General features: G+C 66.1%; 22 protein-coding genes. 5 read left to right on the forward strand and 17 right to left on the reverse strand.

The features are described 5' to 3' along the window. Positions 1 to 3: 3 nt before the first annotated feature. The 3 genes from ACYX4S_RS03580 to ACYX4S_RS03590 form a co-directional block, all read right to left on the reverse strand. Entirely contained in the window at positions 4 to 549 is a 546-nt protein-coding gene (locus tag ACYX4S_RS03580; protein ID WP_476361911.1) for a dihydrofolate reductase, read from the reverse strand. Between the two features lie 321 nt (positions 550 to 870). After that, a complete protein-coding gene (gene ilvC, locus ACYX4S_RS03585; RefSeq protein WP_293723685.1) occupies positions 871 to 1,890 on the reverse strand; it encodes a ketol-acid reductoisomerase in 1,020 nt (339 codons plus the stop codon). 55 nt (positions 1,891 to 1,945) lie between these two features. After that, positions 1,946 to 2,605: a TetR/AcrR family transcriptional regulator C-terminal domain-containing protein gene (locus tag ACYX4S_RS03590; RefSeq protein WP_293723686.1), complete on the reverse strand. Its 660-nt coding sequence runs from the start codon at positions 2,603 to 2,605 to the stop codon at positions 1,946 to 1,948. A gap of 257 nt (positions 2,606 to 2,862) precedes the next feature. Between ACYX4S_RS03590 and ACYX4S_RS03595 the strand changes: the two genes are divergently transcribed. Together ACYX4S_RS03595 and ACYX4S_RS03600 are read left to right on the forward strand one after the other, a co-directional pair. Beyond that, positions 2,863 to 3,432: a DJ-1/PfpI family protein gene (locus ACYX4S_RS03595; RefSeq protein WP_476361912.1), complete on the forward strand. Its 570-nt coding sequence runs from the start codon at positions 2,863 to 2,865 to the stop codon at positions 3,430 to 3,432. A 97-nt stretch (positions 3,433 to 3,529) separates the two neighbouring features. After that, positions 3,530 to 3,934 carry a ribbon-helix-helix domain-containing protein gene (locus tag ACYX4S_RS03600; RefSeq protein WP_476361913.1) on the forward strand — a complete coding sequence of 135 codons (405 nt, stop codon included), beginning with the start codon at positions 3,530 to 3,532 and terminating at the stop codon, positions 3,932 to 3,934. Here ACYX4S_RS03600 and ACYX4S_RS03605 read toward each other — a convergent pair. Continuing rightward, positions 3,931 to 4,839, reverse strand: coding sequence for a PhzF family phenazine biosynthesis protein (locus tag ACYX4S_RS03605; RefSeq protein WP_476361914.1), 909 nt, complete (start codon positions 4,837 to 4,839; stop codon positions 3,931 to 3,933). The two genes, ACYX4S_RS03600 and ACYX4S_RS03605, sit on opposite strands and share 4 nt — an antisense overlap. A 219-nt stretch (positions 4,840 to 5,058) precedes the next feature. Here ACYX4S_RS03605 and ACYX4S_RS03610 point away from each other — a divergent pair, with 219 nt between their 5' ends. Continuing rightward, complete coding sequence (locus tag ACYX4S_RS03610) at positions 5,059 to 5,772, forward strand: SDR family NAD(P)-dependent oxidoreductase (RefSeq protein WP_476361915.1); 714 nt, start codon at positions 5,059 to 5,061, stop codon at positions 5,770 to 5,772. Between the two features lie 51 nt (positions 5,773 to 5,823). Beyond that, positions 5,824 to 6,660, forward strand: coding sequence for an oxygen-dependent tRNA uridine(34) hydroxylase TrhO (trhO, locus tag ACYX4S_RS03615; RefSeq protein WP_476361916.1), 837 nt, complete (start codon positions 5,824 to 5,826; stop codon positions 6,658 to 6,660). Here trhO and ACYX4S_RS03620 read toward each other — a convergent pair. The 3 genes from ACYX4S_RS03620 to ACYX4S_RS03630 all read right to left on the reverse strand — a co-directional run bounded on the left by ACYX4S_RS03620 (position 6,650) and on the right by ACYX4S_RS03630 (position 8,714). Then, entirely contained in the window at positions 6,650 to 7,537 is an 888-nt protein-coding gene (locus tag ACYX4S_RS03620) for an SMP-30/gluconolactonase/LRE family protein (RefSeq protein WP_476361917.1), read from the reverse strand. The genes trhO and ACYX4S_RS03620 overlap by 11 nt on opposite strands. A 112-nt stretch (positions 7,538 to 7,649) precedes the next feature. Then, the gene (locus ACYX4S_RS03625; protein WP_476361918.1) at positions 7,650 to 8,168 is read right to left on the reverse strand and encodes a response regulator; all 519 of its coding nucleotides are present in this window, start codon (positions 8,166 to 8,168) and stop codon (positions 7,650 to 7,652) included. A gap of 78 nt (positions 8,169 to 8,246) precedes the next feature. Continuing rightward, positions 8,247 to 8,714, reverse strand: coding sequence for an Lrp/AsnC family transcriptional regulator (locus ACYX4S_RS03630; RefSeq protein WP_476362811.1), 468 nt, complete (start codon positions 8,712 to 8,714; stop codon positions 8,247 to 8,249). Positions 8,715 to 8,909: 195 nt separating this feature from the next. Between ACYX4S_RS03630 and ald the strand changes: the two genes are divergently transcribed. Beyond that, complete coding sequence (gene ald / locus ACYX4S_RS03635) at positions 8,910 to 10,046, forward strand: alanine dehydrogenase (protein ID WP_293723698.1); 1,137 nt, start codon at positions 8,910 to 8,912, stop codon at positions 10,044 to 10,046. An 81-nt stretch (positions 10,047 to 10,127) separates the two neighbouring features. On the opposite strand, the gene ACYX4S_RS03640 is transcribed toward ald, so the two are convergent. The 10 genes from ACYX4S_RS03640 to ACYX4S_RS03685 form a co-directional block, all read right to left on the reverse strand. Beyond that, complete coding sequence (locus ACYX4S_RS03640) at positions 10,128 to 10,397, reverse strand: glycine zipper domain-containing protein (RefSeq protein WP_293723699.1); 270 nt, start codon at positions 10,395 to 10,397, stop codon at positions 10,128 to 10,130. A gap of 78 nt (positions 10,398 to 10,475) precedes the next feature. Then, the gene (locus ACYX4S_RS03645; RefSeq protein ID WP_293723701.1) at positions 10,476 to 10,745 is read right to left on the reverse strand and encodes a glycine zipper domain-containing protein; all 270 of its coding nucleotides are present in this window, start codon (positions 10,743 to 10,745) and stop codon (positions 10,476 to 10,478) included. 212 nt (positions 10,746 to 10,957) lie between these two features. Further along, on the reverse strand, positions 10,958 to 12,586 hold the full coding sequence (gene pgi / locus ACYX4S_RS03650) for a glucose-6-phosphate isomerase (RefSeq protein WP_476362812.1): 1,629 nt from the start codon (positions 12,584 to 12,586) through the stop codon (positions 10,958 to 10,960). A gap of 16 nt (positions 12,587 to 12,602) precedes the next feature. Next, positions 12,603 to 13,544 (reverse strand): calcium/sodium antiporter, encoded by a 942-nt coding sequence (locus ACYX4S_RS03655; protein ID WP_476361919.1) that lies wholly within the window; start codon positions 13,542 to 13,544, stop codon positions 12,603 to 12,605. 87 nt (positions 13,545 to 13,631) lie between these two features. After that, a complete protein-coding gene (locus ACYX4S_RS03660; RefSeq protein WP_476361920.1) occupies positions 13,632 to 13,946 on the reverse strand; it encodes a hypothetical protein in 315 nt (104 codons plus the stop codon). A 131-nt stretch (positions 13,947 to 14,077) separates the two neighbouring features. Continuing rightward, positions 14,078 to 14,713, reverse strand: a complete 636-nt coding sequence (gene eda, locus ACYX4S_RS03665; protein WP_476361921.1) for a bifunctional 4-hydroxy-2-oxoglutarate aldolase/2-dehydro-3-deoxy-phosphogluconate aldolase — start codon at positions 14,711 to 14,713, stop codon at positions 14,078 to 14,080. Between the two features lie 35 nt (positions 14,714 to 14,748). Then, positions 14,749 to 16,575: a phosphogluconate dehydratase gene (edd, locus tag ACYX4S_RS03670; RefSeq protein ID WP_476361922.1), complete on the reverse strand. Its 1,827-nt coding sequence runs from the start codon at positions 16,573 to 16,575 to the stop codon at positions 14,749 to 14,751. 186 nt (positions 16,576 to 16,761) lie between these two features. After that, positions 16,762 to 18,234, reverse strand: a complete 1,473-nt coding sequence (zwf, locus tag ACYX4S_RS03675) for a glucose-6-phosphate dehydrogenase (RefSeq protein ID WP_476361923.1) — start codon at positions 18,232 to 18,234, stop codon at positions 16,762 to 16,764. Between the two features lie 11 nt (positions 18,235 to 18,245). Then, positions 18,246 to 19,220: a carbohydrate kinase family protein gene (locus ACYX4S_RS03680; RefSeq protein WP_476361924.1), complete on the reverse strand. Its 975-nt coding sequence runs from the start codon at positions 19,218 to 19,220 to the stop codon at positions 18,246 to 18,248. Continuing rightward, positions 19,217 to 19,405, reverse strand: a complete 189-nt coding sequence (locus ACYX4S_RS03685) for a hypothetical protein (protein WP_476361925.1) — start codon at positions 19,403 to 19,405, stop codon at positions 19,217 to 19,219. Before ACYX4S_RS03685 ends, ACYX4S_RS03680 begins: the two co-directional genes overlap by 4 nt. Positions 19,406 to 19,410: the final 5 nt, after the last annotated feature.

Below are 19,410 nucleotides of genomic sequence, written 5' to 3' on the forward strand. Positions count from 1 at the left end.
GTGTCAGGCCGATGGTCTGCGCCGATAAGTGAGGAAGGTGACGTCGGCACTGTCCTTTTCCCCGCGTTCCGGCGTTTCCCGGGCGGTTTCCAGCCACAGGGCAGGATCGACCACGGGGAAGCGGGTATCGCCTGCGGGGGACGCATGGACGCGGGTGATCTCGAGGCGATCCGCCATGTCCATGGTTGCGGCGTAGATTTCGCCTCCGCCGATCACCATCACCGCATCCTTGCCCGCGTCGGTCGCGACCTGTCGTGCAGTCTCGAGGCCGGCCTTGAGCGAGGCGGCGACGTGAACGCCCTCGTGTGAAAAGCCCGAATCCCGTGTGACCACGATATTGGTGCGGCCGGGAAGCGGCCGGCCGATGGACACGAAGGTCTTGCGCCCCATGAGAACCGGATGGCCGGTCGTCAGTCGCTTGAAGCGTTTCAGGTCGCTCGACAGCCGCCAGGGCATGTCGCCCTCGGAGCCGATCACCCCGTTCTCGCCAACGGCGGCGACGAGAACGACCTCCGGTGCGGGGAGCTGCTGTTCGCGTGTGTCGGACATTCCTGTTTTCTCCTCGCAGGCCGTGTCTTTTCCTAAACCGCCGTGCGTCAAATGAAAACGGCCCGCGTGTGCGGGCCGTTTCCTGTCCTGTTGAAACCCTGGTCGGGAGAGTGAGCTCCCTTGTCGACGAGGGCGCCCTTCTTGATCCCCCGCGCGTGGTCTTGCCACGCGCCAGTGGCGATGCCTGGATCAAGAGGGCGTTTCGCCCGAAGGCTTGGTCGCGCTCCTTGTCGACAAGGGCGCCCTTCTTGATCCCCCGCGCGTGGTCTTGCCACGCGCCAGTGGCGATGCCTGGATCAAGAGGGCGTTTCGCCCGAAGGCTTAGTTGCGCTCTTTGTCGACAAGGGCGCCCTTCTTGATCCACGGCATCATGCCGCGCAGCTTCTCGCCGACTTCCTCGATCTGGTGGGAGTCGTTGAGGCGGCGGGTGCCCTTGAAGCGGGCCTGGCCGGCCTTGCATTCCTGCATCCACTCGGACGTGAAGCGGCCGGTCTGGATGTCGGTGAGGATGCGCTTCATCTCGGCCTTGGTGTCGGGCGTGATGACGCGCGGGCCGGACATGTACTCGCCCCACTCGGCGGTGTTGGAGATCGAGTAGTTCATGTTGGCGATGCCGCCCTCGTAGATGAGGTCGACGATGAGCTTCACCTCATGCAGGCACTCGAAGTAGGCCATCTCGGGGGCGTAGCCCGCCTCGACCAGAGTCTCGAAGCCGGCGCGGATCAGCTCCACGAGGCCGCCGCAAAGCACTGCCTGCTCGCCGAAGAGGTCGGTCTCACACTCTTCCTTGAACGTGGTCTCGATGATGCCAGAACGGCCGCCACCGACGCCCGAGGCGTAGGCGAGGGCGAGGTCGAGGGCGTTGCCCGAGGCATCCTGGTGGACGGCCACGAGGCAGGGCACGCCGCCGCCGCGCTCGTACTCGCCGCGCACGGTGTGGCCGGGGCCCTTCGGAGCGATCATCATGACGTCGACGGTGGCCTTCGCCTCGATGAGGCCGAAGTGCACGTTGAGGCCGTGGGCGAAGGCGATCGCGGCGCCGTCACGGATGTTGTCGGCGATATGGTCCTTGTAGATGTCGGCCTGGAGCTCGTCCGGGGTGGCCATCATCATCAGGTCGGCCCAGCCGGCGGCCTCGGCGACGCTCATGACCTTGAGGCCGTCGGCCTCGACCTTCTTGGCCGTCGTGGAGCCCGGACGCAGGGCGACGACCACCTCGGCCACGCCGCTGTCCTTGAGGTTCAGCGCATGGGCGCGGCCCTGGCTGCCGTAGCCGATCACGGCGACCTTCTTGGACTTGATGAGGTTCAGATCGGCGTCGCGATCGTAGTAAACGCGCATGGGGATCTCCCTTGGTTCTTGCGGTCTTGCAGTCGTGCCGGAAAAGACCGGCGGGTCACGTCCGGGCGGGCTCTTTCGTGTGTCCCGCTCCGTCGGATGGGTGAAGCGTCAGGAACTGATCGATGGCGCAACGCGCCCTGGCGCTGAAGTCCGGTTCCGCGACTTCGGGCGCTTCGCCCAGAAGCCAGCGGTTGTGGGCATCGCGCACGATAAGCCCGTAGAGTGTGCGGTAGGCGTCGGTCGTATCGTCGCAGGCGATGTGCCCCTGCCTGCGGCCCGCCTCCAGCAGCACGCGGGCACGGGTGGCGATGCGCTCGCGGCCGCGCTCGAGAAGCAGGCGACCGAGAGGGGCGCCCTCGCGGCTTGCATGTGAAATGGCCAGCCGGTTGAGCGCCAGTGAGGTGTCTCCGGCGAGCACGGTCAGCAGATCCTCCGCGAAGCTGACGAGCCTGTCGCGAAACTCCTCCGCGCTCAACCGTCCGCCGCGTTCGCCTGGTACCCGCACCTTGGACGCCAGATGGGCGACAATGGCGGCGAGTAGGCCGTCGCGGTCGCCGAACCACTTGTAGAGGCTTTCCTTGGAGCAGTTGGCCGCACGGGCGAGGGCTGCCGTCGTCAGCGCCTTCTCGCCTCCTTCCACGACCAGACGCAGAGCCGAGGCAAGCACCTCGTTCTGGCGGTCGTTGAATTCCTCCGGGGCGGGAGTGTCGGTCATCGGTCTCGGGGGCGGAGTGTCTGATTGAGGTGTTTGATTTCTGTGAGCCGCATGTCTCGGAGCGGTTCGGCCAGATGCGTACCGTACCGTACGGTTCGCCGGCACAATGGCCCGGAAGGCTGCCGCCGTCAAGCGGGAAAGGGGGATGTAGTACCGCGCTAATACCACCGAAAACCGTGTCGCTGCTACCGTCCGTTTCTGTTGGCCACCGCCTCTCGCGCGGGATGGCGAGCGTGTGACTGTTCGGGAGGGAAAACATGAGTGCGAAGAAGATCCTGATGATCACCGGTGACTTCACCGAGGACTATGAGACCATGGTGCCGTTTCAGACGCTGCTTGCCGTCGGGCACAGCGTCCACGCCGTCTGCCCGGGCAAGAAAAAGGGGGATAGCGTCGCGACGGCGATCCACGATTTCGAGGGTGACCAGACCTACACCGAAAAACGGGGGCACAATTTTGCGCTCAATGCGACATTCGCCGAGGTTGATCCGAGCGACTATGACGCGCTGGTGATTCCGGGTGGCCGCGCGCCGGAGTACCTGCGTCTCGATCCGCAGGTGATCGCGGCCGTGAAGCATTTCTTCGAGGCCGGCAAGCCCGTCGCCGCAATCTGCCACGGCGCGCAACTCCTGGCCGCTGCAGGGGTTATCGATGGGCGCAAGGTGTCCGCGTATCCGGCCTGCCGTCCTGAGGTGGAACTGGCGGGCGGCACCTACGCGGATATTGCCATTGACGGCGCGGTCACGGACGGCAAGCTGGTGACGGCGCCTGCATGGCCGGCCCATCCCGCATGGCTTTCGCAGTTCATGGCGGTGCTTGCTGCCTGAACGGCATGTCCTCGTGCGGGCCCGGTGTTGTGTCGGGCCCGCGCTGTGCCGGTTTCGACGGCAGCCTTGCTGGCTTAGTCAAGGGGAGGAACAGACCATGTGCAAGCTCTTCATCGAGGCGGATCCGGCCTTGTGGGACAGCACGACGCGGTCCCTGCGCATTGAGCGGATGGTCACCAGCGTCCGGCTGGAAAATTTTTTCTGGGCGATCCTTGAGGAGATCGCCGCGCGCGACGGCATGAATCTCGTCCAGTTGATAACCCGCCTGCATGGCGAGTCCATCGAGGCGGGGCATGATCTTGGAAACTTCGCCTCGTTCCTGCGGGTCTGCTGCGGTCGCTACCAGGCCCTGCAGTTGAGCGGTGATATCCCGGGCGATCTGGAAACGCCGATCGCCACTCTCGACAGCGCAAGAATCCTCGACAAGGAGCGTAACCGCGCTGCCGCCGCGAGGCCCGCTCACGGCAGCGAATTGACCGTAGTCAGGTCAGCCGCCGGCTAGAGAAACAACTCGCCACTGGCGATGACAACGGCCTGGCCGCCGATGCGCACGGCCTTGAGATTGCCGGCGTGAATATCGATCTCCAGGTCGATCATCGAGGGCCGGCCCATGTCCACGCCCTGCTCGATACGCAGGTAGTGGGTGCCGTCGGTCGGCTTGTCGAAGTGGCGCACGACGCCGGCAAAGGCCGCCACCGCCGCGCCGGTCGCCGGATCCTCGCTGATGCCCATGGCCGGGGAGAACATGCGCGCGGAAAACGTGCTTTCGCTCGAGGTGGTCTGCCGGCAGTAGACATAGGCCGAGCCGAGCCCGCCAAATCCTTCGTCCCACTGGCGCCCCGCGCGGGGAGCCGCGCGTGACAGCGTCGAGAGGTCGGCAACCGGCACGAAGGCGAAGGGAACGCCAGCCTCATAAGCAGTGGGGCGGTGGTTCTCGAAGCCGATCTCCGACGGTTCCAGTCCGAGGGCTGCGGCGATCACGTCCTTGTCGCCCAGCGGATCTGCGGGCCGGGCAAGTTTCGGCACGTCGAACTCTGCAAAGCCCGCGGCCCCCGGTTTCAGCACGACGCCGCAGCGCACCTTGCCGACGGCTTCCTCGAGGACGACCATCGCGTTCTGATCCTCCTCGATCTCGCCGAACCGTTCGCGCGCCAGCAGGATCGCGGTGCCGACGGTGGGATGTCCCGCGAAGGGCAGCTCCTTTGCGGGGGTGAAGATGCGCAGCTTCGCGGAGTGGGTCGGCGTCTCGGGCGGCAGCACGAACACGGTTTCCGACAGGTTGAACTCACGGGCAATCGCCTGCATCCGCGCGTCCGACAGGCCCTCGCCGTCCAGGACGACCGCCAGCGGGTTGCCGGCAAGCGCCTGATTGGTGAAGACGTCGAGGATGAAATAGCGGCGTCCCATCGTGTCGTTCCCTCGCAATGTCAGGTGAATCGTGCGCTCTTGAGGCGCGTGTCGGTGTCGCGGAAGGTCCAGACTTTGGCATGGCGCGCGCATCAATACCAGCGCGGGTCGGGTCGCGTGCCCCTGCAAGCCTTAACGAAACCTTGATCGCGCTCGACGGACCCGCGCCTGCAATCCGGGAACAGGGGCGGTGCGTACAAACCGGTCATGACACAGTCCATGAAAAGCTTTGCCCCAGGGGGGCTTGCCCTCGTTGTCGGCGGAACCGGCGGCATCGGTTCCGCCCTCGTGTCCGCTCTCGAAACCGCGTCGGCTTTCAAGCGTGTCGTGAGCCTGTCGCGGACCACGCAACCGGCACTGGATATCGTCGACGAGGGATCGGTTGCATGTGCGGCGGACCACGTCGCCGCGCTGGTGGGGGGAGGCATGCCGCTTCGACTGCTTGTCGACGCGACGGGTATTCTTTCCGATGGGGCCATGCAGCCGGAAAAGGCGCTGCGCCAGATCGATCACGAGGCCATGGCGCGCTCTTTCGCGGTCAACGCCATCGGACCGGCGCTTCTGCTCAAGCATTTTCTCCCGCTCATGCCGCGCGAGGGCAAGTCGGTTTTCGCGACCTTGTCCGCCAAGGTCGGCAGTATCGGTGACAACAGGCTTGGAGGCTGGGTCAGCTATCGCGCGTCCAAGGCAGCGTTGAACCAGATCGTCCGCACGGCCTCGATCGAGGTTGCCCGTCGCTGGCCGGAGCATGTCGTTCTTGCCCTTCATCCAGGCACCGTCGAGACCCGCCTTTCGCGTCCGTTCGCGCGGACGGGGCTCGAGGTGCAGTCACCGGAGGTCGCGGCAGACCGCCTGCTTTGCGTTATCGATGCGGCCGGCCCGCAAGATACGGGGGCTTTCCTGAACTATCGGGGCGAGCGCCTGCCCTGGTAGGCAGTTGTCCGTGTCTTGCGAGGCCATGCGAAGCCTGCCAGATTGCGCGCCATGTCACAGGCTGCTTCCTCCACCTTGCGGGTGTCCGCATTTTATCTCTTTGTCCCGCTTGATGATTTTCAGGCAATGCGGGACCCCTTGCTTGCGGTCGCGGAGGCGGCCGGCGTGCGGGGCTCCATCCTTCTGGCTGCCGAAGGCGTCAACGGAACGATCGCCGGCAGCGATGACGGCGTGGAAACGGTGCTCGCACATCTGCGCCGCGATCCGCGCCTGGCGGATCTGAGCGAGAAAAACGCCCGCGCGGAGCGAATGCCCTTCGGGCGGCTGAAGGTGCGTCTCAAGCGCGAGATCGTCAGCCTTGGCGTGGAGAGCGTGGACCCGCGCCGCCGCGTCGGTGCCTATGTGGCGCCGCAGGACTGGAATGCGCTCATCAGCGATCCGGACGTGGTGGTGGTCGACACCCGCAATGACTACGAGATTGCCTTCGGTTCCTTCGAAGGCGCGCTTTCGCCGGAAACCAGAACCTTCAGGAGTTTCCCGGAGTGGGTGCGCGGGCAACGCGAAGCCGGACGCGCGAAAAAGGTTGCCATGTTCTGCACGGGCGGAATTCGTTGCGAAAAGGCGACGAGCTTCCTTCTCGATGAGGGGTTCGAGGACGTCTATCACCTCGACGGCGGCATACTGAACTATCTGGAGAAGGTGCCCCGGGAGGAAAGCCTCTGGCACGGCGACTGCTTTGTCTTCGATGAGCGCGTCGCGGTCGATCACGATCTCCGAGCGACCTGGGGCGAGGGCGCGCCGGAGGAGGCCCGCGAGGTTCTCCCCGACGATCTCTATGCGCGGACGGAGCCCGGCGAGCCGTCGTCGTCGGATGGCGTCAAAGCTTGAAGCGATGCGGCGGCAGACCGCGCGCGGCGCCAGGCTGAAACAGGAACACGTGCCCGCTTTGGGGGTAGGCGCTCAGCAGTGCCTCGTCATTGAGCGGGCGCAGTGACGTGACGGCGATGGCATCGAGGTGAGGGCCGCAGAAACAGGTCATCGTGGGGCGTGGCACAGGCATGTCGATGCGCTCGACAAGCTGTCCGTCTCGGTCGAAACGGTTCACCACTCCGGCGGAAACGCCTGCCGACCAGTAATGACCGTTCGCATCCACGGTGCCGCCATCCGGGCGCCCCGTTTCATTGGTGAGCTGGACGAACGTGCGGCGGTTCGACATGTCACCGCTTGCGGGATTGAAATCATAGGCGTCGATCCGCCCTGGTCGGCTGTCGGCGTGATACATGGTCCGCCCGTCGGGTGACCACGCAAGTCCGTTCGAGATGGTGAGTTCGCCCACGAGACGGTCCGTTTCGCCGGACGCGGTCACCCGGTAAAGCGCTCCAATGGGTTCGCGCGTCGGCCTGTCATCCATTGTCCCGACATAGAAGGCGCCGTCCGGACCGACCTTGCCGTCGTTCGTGCGGGTTCTCTCATCATCCGCCTCGATCTCCGCAAGCGTGTCGAGGATCTCGCGGCTCTCGAGGTCATAGGTCACCACGCGGTCCCGCAGGGCAACCACGAGAACGTTGTCGCGAGTGGTCAGGCCGAAGGAGCCGACTGTCGAGGGAAACGTCCAGCTTCGTTCCTCACCGGTTTCCCAGTCTCGGGCGTGGATCGCCTTTCCAAGGATGTCGCACCAGTAGAAGCGGTTTGCGTTCGGGTCCCAAAGGGCGCCCTCGGCGAGGTCCGACCGCGTGTCGGACAGCTTTTCCACGGATTGCGGCATGGCCGGCTCCCTCGCGTCAGTGGCGCGGCGCCACCTTGGCCGCAACCGGGGCGCAGCCTGACGGAAGGCATGAGTGAAATCAAGCTACTTGGGGATGGTGCCAGGGAGGCGGTCAGGCGCTGCGCAGCCTGGTCGCGGTGGTCCGGGTCCGGCTCGCGGCGCGTCCCCGAAGCAGGGACGCGACCAGAGCATCCAGCCCCGCCAGCGTGTCCGGCTTGGTAAGCACGGCATCGGCGCCCGCCGCGCTTGCTTCCTCGGCCAGCTCCTCGTCCACGGCGCTCGTCATGACCATGATCGCCGTGTCACGAAAGCGCTCGATGGAGCGAATGACGCGCAGCAGCTCGATACCGGACATGTCCGGCATGTTGACGTCGATCAGAATGAGATCGGGAGACGACGCACGCTGGCTGGTCTCGTTCTGGGATCGCAGGAAGTCGAGTGCCACCGCCGGCCCGCGGCAAATGCTCAGGTCGACGGGTGCCCCTTCGTCGGAGGCCCGTGTCAGCGAGCGTCGCAGCAGCCACAGGTCGTCCGGGTCATCGTCTATGACGACAACGCGGGTCGAGCAGCGGGACGCCGTGCCCGTCGCCTCGATCTCTCCGGCTCTCTTTGCAAGGTGCATCTCGCTCATGAGGCCGGATTGTATCAGTAAATGTGTCAATAATCCATTGCGTGGGCCGCATCGCCCGTGAACCAGGCTGTCGCAGGGTCAGTCGCCGGTGATGGGAAAGGCCGTCTTGCGGGACACGGTCCGGATGGCAAAGGACGACCGCATCCGGGAGACGCCGGGCAGGCGTGTGAGGTGGTCGCGATGGATGCGCTCGAAGTCCACCGGGTCCGCCGCGGCGATGCGCAACAGGTAGTCCGCGTCCCCCGCCATCAGGTAGCATTCCATGATTTCCTGCGAGCGGGCAACCGCATCCTCGAAACGGCTCAGCGCCTCGCTGGTCTGGGCGGTGAGCGAAATCTCCACGAAGATTTCCAGGCTGCGGCCGATGCGACTCTGGTCGAGCAGGGCGACATAGCTGTCGATGACGCCGCTTTCCTCCAGCGCCCTGACCCTTCTCAGGCAGGCGGACGGGGAAAGGCCGACCTTTTCCGCCAGATCGGCATTGGCGATGCGGCCGTCCCGCTGGAGTTCGTTGAGGATGTGTCGGTCGATGCGGTCGAAGGTCATCATGTGGCTTCCTTTCGGCCCGCCGGGCTCGTTTGCTCAAGCTCCGCATCATATTGCGTTATTGAATCCTGTCACGCTTGATAATTGCGTCAAAGGGAGAACGTAAGGCCTCTTTGCAAGCATATTCGACAGGGGTCGGTATAAACTTGCATGATGGGGCCAAAGAACCAGAGGGGCCCGAAAATGGAGGTTAAGATGAAGATTGGCGTGCCCAAGGAAATCAAGAACCACGAGTATCGTGTGGGGCTGACCCCCGACAGTGTGCGGGAACTGGTGGCTCATGGTCACGAAGTCGTGGTGGAAACCGGGGCGGGCGCCGGCATCGGTGCCCTGGACGACGATTACGAGGCGGCCGGCGCTTCGATCCTTTCCGATGCGGCTTCCGTTTTTTCTGCTGCGACCATGATCGTGAAGGTGAAGGAGCCGCAGGCCATCGAGCGGGCAATGTTGCGTCCGCATCACATTCTCTTCACCTATCTGCACCTTGCGCCTGATCCGGACCAGACGCGCGATCTTCTGAACTCGGGTGCGACCTGCATTGCCTATGAAACGGTAACGGATGCACGTGGCGGCCTGCCTCTCCTGGCTCCCATGTCGCAGGTGGCCGGCCGGCTTTCGATCCAGGCGGGCGCGACCGCGCTGGAAAAATCCCACGGTGGCGCGGGCATGTTGCTCGGCGGTGTTCCCGGCGTTGCTCCCGCGCGGGTCGTGGTGATCGGCGGCGGCGTCGTTGGTGCCCATGCTATCACGATGGCGCTGGGCCTTGGGGCCGACGTGACGGTTCTCGACCGCTCCATCGATGTTCTCGGAGGGCTTTCGGCACGCTTCGGTCCGGCGCTTCGTACGGTCTACTCGACACGGTCGGCGGTCGAGCAGTATGTGCTGGATGCGGACCTGGTGATCGGTGCCGTGCTTGTTCCAGGTGCCGCCGCGCCCAAGCTCGTCACGGCGGACCATGTGCGGCGCATGAAGGCGGGCTCGGTGCTCGTCGACGTGGCGATCGACCAGGGGGGCTGCTTCGAGACCTCGCACCCGACCACCCATGCGGAGCCGACCTATGTGGTCGACGACGTGGTGCACTATTGCGTCGCCAACATGCCGGGTGGCGTGCCGCGCACCTCGACCCATGCGCTCAACAACGCGACGCTCCCCTTCGCGCTCGCGCTTGCCGACATGGGTGTCGAGGCGGCCCTTGAAGCCAATCCTCACCTGATGAACGGTCTCAACGTCGCGGGCGGTCACCTGACCTGCAAGGCGGCTGCAGAGGCGCTTGGCCTGCCGTTCGTCGATCCGGCTGCCGCCCTGGCCGGCAAGGTTCCCGCCGCCGCCTGACGAGGGTCGCGGCCTTTGAAACGCGAAAAGCCGGCCGGGTTTCCCCGGCCGGCTTTTCTGTTTCGATACGTCAGTTGCGTCTTACGGGCAGGCGACGCGGTAGCGGCGACCGTAGCGGTCGCGGGCGACGCAGTTCTTCGGCGTCGTCGCGGATCCGACGGCCGCGCCGCCGAGACCGCCGATGGCACCGCCCACGAGCGCGCCGCCGACATCGCCGGTGGCGGCGGCACCGATGGCCGCGCCGGTCGCGGCGCCAAGGCCGCCGCCGACGAGCGTGCGATCACGTTGGCTGTCCGACTGGCAGGCCGCGAGCGCGAGTCCCGCGCAGGAAATGAGAAGGATCTTGTACATGTCTGTGCCTCCGGTTTGGACATCCAGCGGTTGCGCCCGGCGGCAGGGCCTCCGGGCGCCTGGGGGGAGCGTCGCCGCTTACGGGCAGACGACGCGGTAACGGCGACCGTAGCGGTCGCGGGCAACGCAGTTCTTCGGGGTGGTCGCCGAGCCGACCATGGCACCGCCGACACCGCCGATCACGCCGCCGACGAGGGCTCCGCCGACATCGCCGGTCGCGGCACCACCGATGATGGCTCCGGTCGCGGCGCCAAGGCCGCCGCCCACAAGCGTGCGATCACGCTGGCTGTCCGACTGACATGCCGCAAGCAGGAGCGCGGCGCCACCAACAACAACGAACCTCAACATGTTTTTCTTCCTCGCATTTCGCCAAAGTTCCGAACTGTCTTCCGGTCGGACCGACCGGCGGGTGGCGCGGCAAACGCTTGATCTCTGCCCCCCCGACCTTTTTATCTGACCATCAAAAACGGCACCAGTCTAGCAATGGTCGTGGATCGGTATGTGACACAGATCATTGGTTCGCTGTTCCTTTCGCGCCATCGCCCGGACAGGCGACATGCTCAGGGGGACGCAGGGGACACGCGGTCCAGCAGGCCCAGGGTCGAGGAATCACGACCGCTTGCGGTCTGGCGTCCCTCCACCATCGGCAGAAGCTCCGCGGCAAGCACCTTGCCGAGCTCCACACCCCACTGATCAAACGAATTGATCCCCCAGATGGTTCCTTCAACGAACACCCGATGTTCGTAAAGCGCCACCAGACGACCGAGCGTGAAGGGCGTCAGTTTCTCGTGGAGGATGGTGATCGAGGGGCGGTTGCCGGGAAATGTCTTGTGCGGCGCGAGCCTGCGCACGGTTTCCGCGTCATGGCCTTCCTCTTCCAGAAGCGCGCGGGCCTCGTCCGGCGTGCGCCCGTTCATGAGCGCTTCCGACTGGGCGAGACAGTTGGCGATCAGAAGCGAATGATGGTGCGCGAGGTCCCGTTCGTGGCCCCGCGCCGCGAGGATGAACTCGCACGGGACGACCGTCATGCCCTGATGCAGGAGCTGGTAGAAGGCGTGCTGGCCGTTGGTGCCCGGCTCGCCCCAGACGACGGGACCGGTTTCGCCCGCAACGGGACTGCCGTCCAGGGTCACGCGCTTGCCGTTCGATTCCATGTCGAGCTGCTGAAGATAGGCGGGCAGGCGGGCGAGGCGCTGGTCATAGGGCAGGACGGCCCGCGAGGCGTGATCGAGACCGTTGCGGTGCCAGATGCCCGCCAGCCCGAGGAGAACGGGAAGGTTCTCCTCCAGCGGCGTGTCGCGGAAGTGCACATCCATTGCATGCGCGCCGTCGAGGAACGCGAAGAAGTCCTGTGGCCCGACGGCGATCATCACGGGCAGGCCGATGGCAGACCACACGGAATAGCGGCCGCCGACCCAGTCCCAGAAGCCGAACACCCGGGCCTCGTCGATGCCGAAGGCCGCGACCTTGTCGAGGGCCGTGGAGACGGCCGCGAAATGGTCTCCGACCGCGTCCTCGCCAAGCGCACCGGCGATCCAACGTCGTGCGGTTTCGGCATTGGTCATGGTCTCGATGGTCGTGAAGGTCTTGGAGGCAACGATGAACAGGGTGGTCACCGGATCGAGTCCCTTCAGCGTGTCCGCGATGTGGGCCCCGTCGACATTCGAGACATAGTGCAGCTTCGGCCCGTCGGCATAGGGGGCGAGCGCCTGGGTCACCATGGCGGGGCCAAGGTCCGAACCGCCGATGCCGATGTTCACGACGTCGGTGAAGCGCTCTCCCGTATGTCCGGTGATGTCCCCTTCGCGCACGTCGTCGGCGAAATGGGCCATCCGCTCGAGCACGTCGCGCACCTCGGGCATGACGTCCGTGCCGTCCACATCCAGGCGTCCGCCGGACCGGTCGCGCAGGGCCACATGGAGCACCGCCCGGTTCTCGGTCGCATTGATCGGCTGTCCGGCGAACATGGCCGCGCGCCGCTCCTCCAGCCCGCGCGTGCGGGCGAAGCCGGCAAGCTCGTTCAGGACCTCGCGGGTCCATTGCACCTTGGAGAGATCGAGCAGCAGGTCGTCCAGCGTGAAGCTCAGGGACTCGAAACGCGCGGGATCGGTGCGAAACAGCTCCCTGAGCCCCGTGTCGCGCATCTCGCATGCCTTGCGCTTCAGGTCGGGCGGCAGGACATCCTGCATCATGGGGCTCCTCCGTTCATGTGAACACACCCTGGGTCAGAAGGCTCGTGCAGTACCAGCCATAGGCAATCAGCAGCGGCACCCCGGCAAGGCGCGGAAGTTTCGCGGTCGCGGCGACGAGGACGGCAAGCACCAGCGTCGCTGCAGCCATGACCGGTATGTCGTGCCGGATCATTGCGGCGGAAAAGGGAAGTGGTGCCACGAGGGACGTCAGGCCGAGGATGCCGAGAATGTTGAAGAGGTTCGACCCGAGCACGTTTCCTATGGCGATCTCCGGCTGTCGACGCAGTGCGGCGGCAATCGATGTTGCGAGTTCCGGCAGGCTTGTGCCCACTGCCACGACGCTCAGCCCGATCACTGCATCCGAAACGCCAAGCGTTGCGGCCATGCTCCGAGCTCCTTCCACCAGGCAGTCGGCACCGAAAACAAGCGCCAGAAGGCCCAGCCCCGAGAAGACGCCCGCGCGCCAAAGAGGAGCCGGCGGAATGTCTGTACCCGGTATTTTGGCCTGGTCTCGCGAGGTACGCGCGCACACGACGAGATAGAGCGCCAGGGCGAGGACGAAGGCGAGGCCGACAATTGGTGACAACCCCCCGGAAAATGCCACGCCCGTGAGAGCTGCCGTTGCCGCAAGCATCGCCACCGTGTCGCGCATGATTCCCGGGATGCGTGTCGGCATGGGCGCAAGCACCATGGCAATTCCCAGGATCAGCAGAATGTTGGCCGTGTTGGAGCCGACCACATTGCCCACCGCGATGTCGGGAAGATCGGCCAAGCCTGCCTCGACGGATACCAGAAGTTCGGGCAGGGACGTGCCGAAACCGACAATGGTCAGGCCAACGAAGAGTGGGGGCAGGCGCAGCCGCGTGGCGAGCATCAGCGCGCCGCGCACGAGGGCGTCGCCGCCGGCAACGAGAAGGGCAAGGCCCAAGGCGACAAGCCCGGTGTCCATGAGCATGGCAAGGGTCCGGCGTCTCCGGCGAATCTCGCCGGAAATGGCAAAAGAGGTCTGGAACAAGCGCCCGGCGACGCCGATGCCCGAGGATCAGGTATCCGTTTCGAAACCTTGCGTCGCCCGATTGGTCGCCAGGGCCTGCTCGCCTGCTATCGCCGTGCGGGTGAGATACCAGCAGGCTGCGACCGCGAGGGGGGCGACAAGCGCCGCCAGGATGGCGGTCGCGACCGGACCGAGCGCGAAGAAGCCCTGAAGGGCCCACAGAACACCGAACGCCATCGTCGCGATTTCGCCGAAAAACAGTGCGAGCGCGGAAACGAGGATGATCGTTGCGGAGAAACCGATGCGCTGTATGCGCGTATCGGCGGGAACCGCCGCGGACGCGACGGAATGCGAGCCTGGCATTGCCGTGACCCTCGAGAGAAACCGGCAACAGCGCCGGCAGCCTCGCGCAGATGGGAAGCCTGTCCCGGTTGCGCAAGGCCATCACGGTGTGAGTGGCGATTATTTCGATCGCCCGGCTCATGCGTACACTGTCAGCCGAGTGCGGCAGCGGCGCGGGCGCGGGCCTCGATGCCCTCCCAGTCGCCCGATGCGATGGCATCGGCCCCGGCGATCCACGACCCGCCGACGCAGGCGACGTTGGGCAGGGCCAGATAGGATGGCGCGGTCTTTTCGGAGATGCCGCCGGTGGGGCAGAAGCGGGCCGAAGGCAAGGGCGAGGCAAGCGATTTCAGCAAGGCGACGCCGCCGGCCGCCTCGGCCGGGAAGAGCTTCAACCGCTCGTAGCCTGCTTCCAGCAGCCGCATCACCTCCGACGCGGTGGCCGCACCGGGCAGCAAAGGCACCTCGTGACTGGCGGCGGCCGCGATCAGGCGTTCGGTCGCCCCCGGAGAGACGATGAAGGTCGCGCCCGCATCGACCGCCGCCTTGTACTGGGCGTCGTCGAGCACGGTTCCAGCACCCACCATGGCTCCCTCGACCTCGGCGGCCACCGCCCGGATCGCTTCGAGGGCGCGCGGCGTGCGCAGGGTGATCTCGATGGCCGGCAGGCCGCCGGCCACCAGCGCCTTGGCCATGGGCACGGCCCGCGCCGGGTCGTCCACCACGAGAACCGGGATCACCGGGGCTGCGAGCATGACCTCGTCGAGGCGGGCAACATTCTGTGTCATTGCGTATTCATCTCCTGAAACGATGCGGGCGAAGCTCAGCCGAAGGCACCGAAGACATGGGCGCCCTGATCGGCCGGGCCGGCGGTGGCGCGGAAGGCGGCGAAGAGTTCGCGCCCGAGGCCGGTCTGATGCGCGGAAAGGTCCGCCGTGAGCGGCGTGCGCGCGGCGAACTCATCCGCGTCGACAAGCACCTCGAGGCGGCCGGTCCGGGAATCGACCCGGATCATGTCGCCGTCGCGAATGCGGGCAATCGGCCCGCCGTCGACGGCTTCCGGGGTGACATGAATGGCCGCGGGCACCTTGCCCGAGGCGCCAGACATGCGACCGTCGGTGACAAGGGCCACCTTCAGGCCGCGATCCTGGAGCACCCCGAGCGAGGGAGTCAGCTTGTGCAGTTCCGGCATTCCGCAGGCCCTTGGCCCCTGGAAGGGGAGCACGGCCACGAAATCCTCCGAAAGCTCACCGGCCTTGAAGGCGTCCTGCAGGGCCTCCTGGGACATGAAGATGCGCGCGGGCGCCTCGATCACGCGGCGGTCGGGCTTGACCGCCGAGATCTTGATGACGGCGCGGCCCATGTTGCCGTCCAGAACCGTGAGGCCGCCGTTGGGCTGGAACGGCTCGCGCACGGTGGAGAGAACCTTCGGATCGGCGCTTTCCTTCGCTGCCTGCTCCCAGGTCAGGTTTCCCTCCGCATCGAGCTTCGGCTCCACCGTGTAGGAGGACAAGCCGCTGCCGGCCACCGTGCGCACATCCTCGTGCAGCAGGCCTTCGGAAAGCAGTTCGCCGATCAGGTAGCCCATTCCGCCGGCGGCATGGAAATGGTTCACGTCGGCGAGCCCGTTGGGATAGATGCGCGCGATCAGCGGCACGACCTCGGACAGGTCCGAGATGTCCTCCCAGGTCAGCCGGATGCCGGCCGAGGCGGCAATCGCGACCAGATGCATGGTGTGGTTGGTCGATCCGCCGGTCGCGTGCAGCCCGACGACGCCGTTGACGATGGCCTTCTCGTCGATGATCTCGCCGACGGGGGCGTAGGCGTTACCGAGCGCCGACAGGGACAGCGCACGCCTGGCGGCTTCCTTCGTCAGCGCGTCGCGCAGCGGCGTGTTGGGATTGACGAAGGACGCGCCGGGCAGGTGCAGCCCCATGATCTCCATCAGCATCTGGTTGGAGTTGGCCGTGCCGTAGAACGTGCAGGTGCCGGGCGAATGGTAGGACTTGCTCTCCGACTCAAGCAATTCCGCGCGGCCGATCTTGCCTTCGGCATAGAGCTGGCGGGTCTTTGCCTTTTCATCGTTTGACAGGCCGGATGTCATCGGCCCGGCCGGCACGAAGACGGTGGGCAGATGACCGAAGGAGAGGGCCGCGATCATCAGGCCCGGCACGATCTTGTCGCAGATGCCGAGAAAGACCGCCGCGTCGAACATCTGGTGCGAAAGACCCACCGCCGCCGACATGGCGATCACATCGCGCGAGAACAGCGACAGCTCCATGCCCGTCTGACCCTGGGTGACACCGTCGCACATGGCCGGAACGCCTCCGGCGACCTGGGCTACGGCGCCGACCTCGCGCGCCGCGTCGCGGATCAGTTCGGGGAAGCGCTCATAGGGCTGATGGGCGGACAGCATGTCGTTGTAGGCGGTGATGATGCCCAGATTGGGCACCACGTCATCCGACAGGCGCGACTTGTCGGTAAGGCCGCAAGCGGCGAAGCCGTGAGCGAGATTGCCGCAGGAGAGGCGCGAGCGGGTCGGCCCGGCCTCGCCGGCGGCGCGGATGCGCTCCAGGTACCGGCCGCGGCTGTCGCGGCTGCGCTCGATGATGCGTGCGGTGACGTCGGAAAGAGTCGCGTGAATGGCCATGGCGTGCGTCCGTCCTTTGGGTTGCAGTCGCGTGGCGGCAGAAACCGCTTGCTGGCGACCGGCGATCCTGTTGGACCGTGATGGACCGGAACCGGGCAGGGGAGGAGCCCGGTTCCAGGTGGTTTAAATCGATTTAAAGGCCGATACAACGGCCCTGTTCCGGTTCGGGCTTTCCAGGGCCGCACCCTAGATGAGATCCTCGAACCAGGTGCGCCCGTCACGCTCGATCAGGGCGATTGCGGCGGAGGGACCCCAGGTTCCCGCCGTATATCCCTTGGGGGCTTCGCGAGATGCTGTCCAGGCCTCGAGAATCGGGTCGACCCAGGTCCAGGCGGCGTCGACCTCATCCCGGCGCATGAACAGCGTCTGGTTGCCCCGGATGACGTCCATGATGAGGCGTTCGTAGGCGTCCGGGTTGCGCACGTTGAAGGCGCGGGCAAAGGACATGTCGAGCGGCACCTGGCGCAGCCGCATTCCGCCCGGGCCGGGGTCCTTGATCATCACCTGCATCCGGACCCCCTCGTCCGGCTGCAGGCGGATCACCAGCCTGTTGGAGGCGATCTCGCCTGCCTCCGCCTCGAAGATCGAATGCGGGATGGGGCGGAACTGCACGACGATCTCCGAGACCCGGTCCGCGAGCCGCTTTCCCGTCCGCAGGTAGAAGGGGACGTTGGCCCACCGCCAGTTGGCGATTTCCGCCTTCACCGCCACGAAGGTTTCCGTGTGCGAGCCCGGATCGTCGAGTTCCTCGAGATAGCCGGGAACCGCTCCGCCGGCCGAAGCGCCGGCGCGGTACTGTCCGCGCACGGTAAGGCGTGTCGCGCTGTCGGCGTCCATCGGTTTCAGCGCCTTGAGCACCTTCAGTTTCTCGTCGCGCACGGAATCCGCGTCCATGGACTCCGGCGGCTCCATGGCGACCAGGCACAGGAGCTGAAGAATGTGGTTCTGCACCATGTCGCGCATGGCGCCGGCGGTGTCGTAGTAGCCGGCGCGTCCGCCGACCCCGATGGATTCGGCGACCGTGATCTGCACGTGGTCGATGTGGGCGGCGTTCCACAGGGGTTCGAACAACGCGTTGGCGAAGCGCAGTGCCATGAGGTTCTGCACGGTTTCCTTGCCGAGGTAGTGGTCGATACGAAACACCTGCTCCTCGCGGAAGACCGCGCCGATCGCCTCGTTCAGTGCCTTGGCCGAGGTGCCGTCCTTGCCGATCGGCTTCTCGATCACGACGCGTGCGTTCTCCGTGACGAGACCGTGCGCGCCGATGCGCTGGCAGATGGGGCCGAAGAAATCCGGCGATACGGCGAGATAGAAGGCGCGAACCACGTCCTCGCGTCCCTCGACGCTCGCGGCGAGTTCGTTCCAGCCACGTTCGCCCGCGGCATCCACCGCGATGTAGGTGAGCCGCTCCAGAAAGCGGGAAAGCGTCTCCCGCTCGAGGTCGCCCACATGTTCCTCGAGCGCCTGCGTGGCAAACGTTCGGTAGTCGGCATCGCTCATGTCGCGCCGGGAGCAGCCGACGATGCGCGCATCGTCGGGGATCTGCCCGTCGGCGTCGCGATGATAGAGCGCGGGCAGCAGCTTGCGGTGGGCAAGGTCGCCGGTTGCGCCGAAGACGACGAGGTCGAACGGGGCGACCTCGATCACGCGGGTGGCCATGGGAAGTCCTTTCAGCGGTGCAGGGAGCGCGGGGCGGGGGAGGTCGCCGCCGGGTCCGTCTGCAAGGTGATCTCGTCGCGCCGTGGCAGGTCGGCTCCACGACGGGTGCAGGTGATGGCCGCCGCCTCGATGGCGCGGGCCAGAAGCGTGTCGAGCGCACCGGCCTCCAGCGCCGCGAGGGCGTCGCCGCTCACGGTACCACCCCAGGCGAGCCCGGCAAGAAGGGCGGCCTGGAAGGTGTCGCCGGCGCCGACGGTGTCGACCACCCCGACCTTGCGGCCCGGCCTCTCGACCTCCTGGCGGGCGGTCATTGCCAGCGCGCCGTCACCGCCCCGGGTGACGACGACAAGGCGCGGCCCCCTGGAAAGCCAGTCGCGGGCAAGCGCGCGCGGGTCGATGTCGGGGTAGAGCGTTTCGGCGTCCTCGGCGCTGATCTTGAGCAGGTCGACATGGGGCAGGAGTTCGTCGAGACGCGCGCGCCAGGCATCGAGATCCCCTACGACGCTCGGGCGCACGTTGGGATCATAGGCGATGAGACGGCGTCCGTGTTCGCGTCTCGCGAGAGCGAGAAGCGTGTTGCCGATGGGCTCCACCAATGCCGAGAACGAGCCGAGATGGATCATGTCGATGTCATCGGGGAGATCCGGCAGGTCCTGCTCGTGCAACTGCCGGTCGGCGGCATTGTCGCCATAAAAGGCATAGGCGGGGCTGCAGCTGGCATCGAGGCCGACCACGCTGAGCGTCGTCAGCGCCTTGCGCGTCGGGCAGAGGGTCGTGTCGACGCCCTCGCGCGCGAGAGCCTGACGCAGCCGCTCGCCGAAGAGGTCGGCGGACAGGGCGCCGAAGAAGGCAACAGGTGTCTCGAGACGGGCAAGGCCGACGGCGACATTGAAGGGCGAGCCGCCGATCCTGGCGTCGAAGGTCAGGCGTTCGCCCGTCTCCTCGGCGAACAGGTCGAACAGGGCTTCGCCGCACACGAGGATCATTGCGAGGGACTCCTGTCGGATGTTTCCGGCCGGCTGCCAAGTGTCATGGCGGCAACGGCGTCGACGACCCCGTTGGCCAGCGTGCCGCGCAGCGGGCCTTGCGGTCCGGGCGCCTCGATCCCGGATGCCGTCGCGGGCATCGCGGTGCAAAGCGCAAGTGTCATGGCAAGGAAAGCTCGAAGCATCCGGT

It is taken from the genome of Stappia sp. ABD4_338 (genome assembly GCF_056312175.1).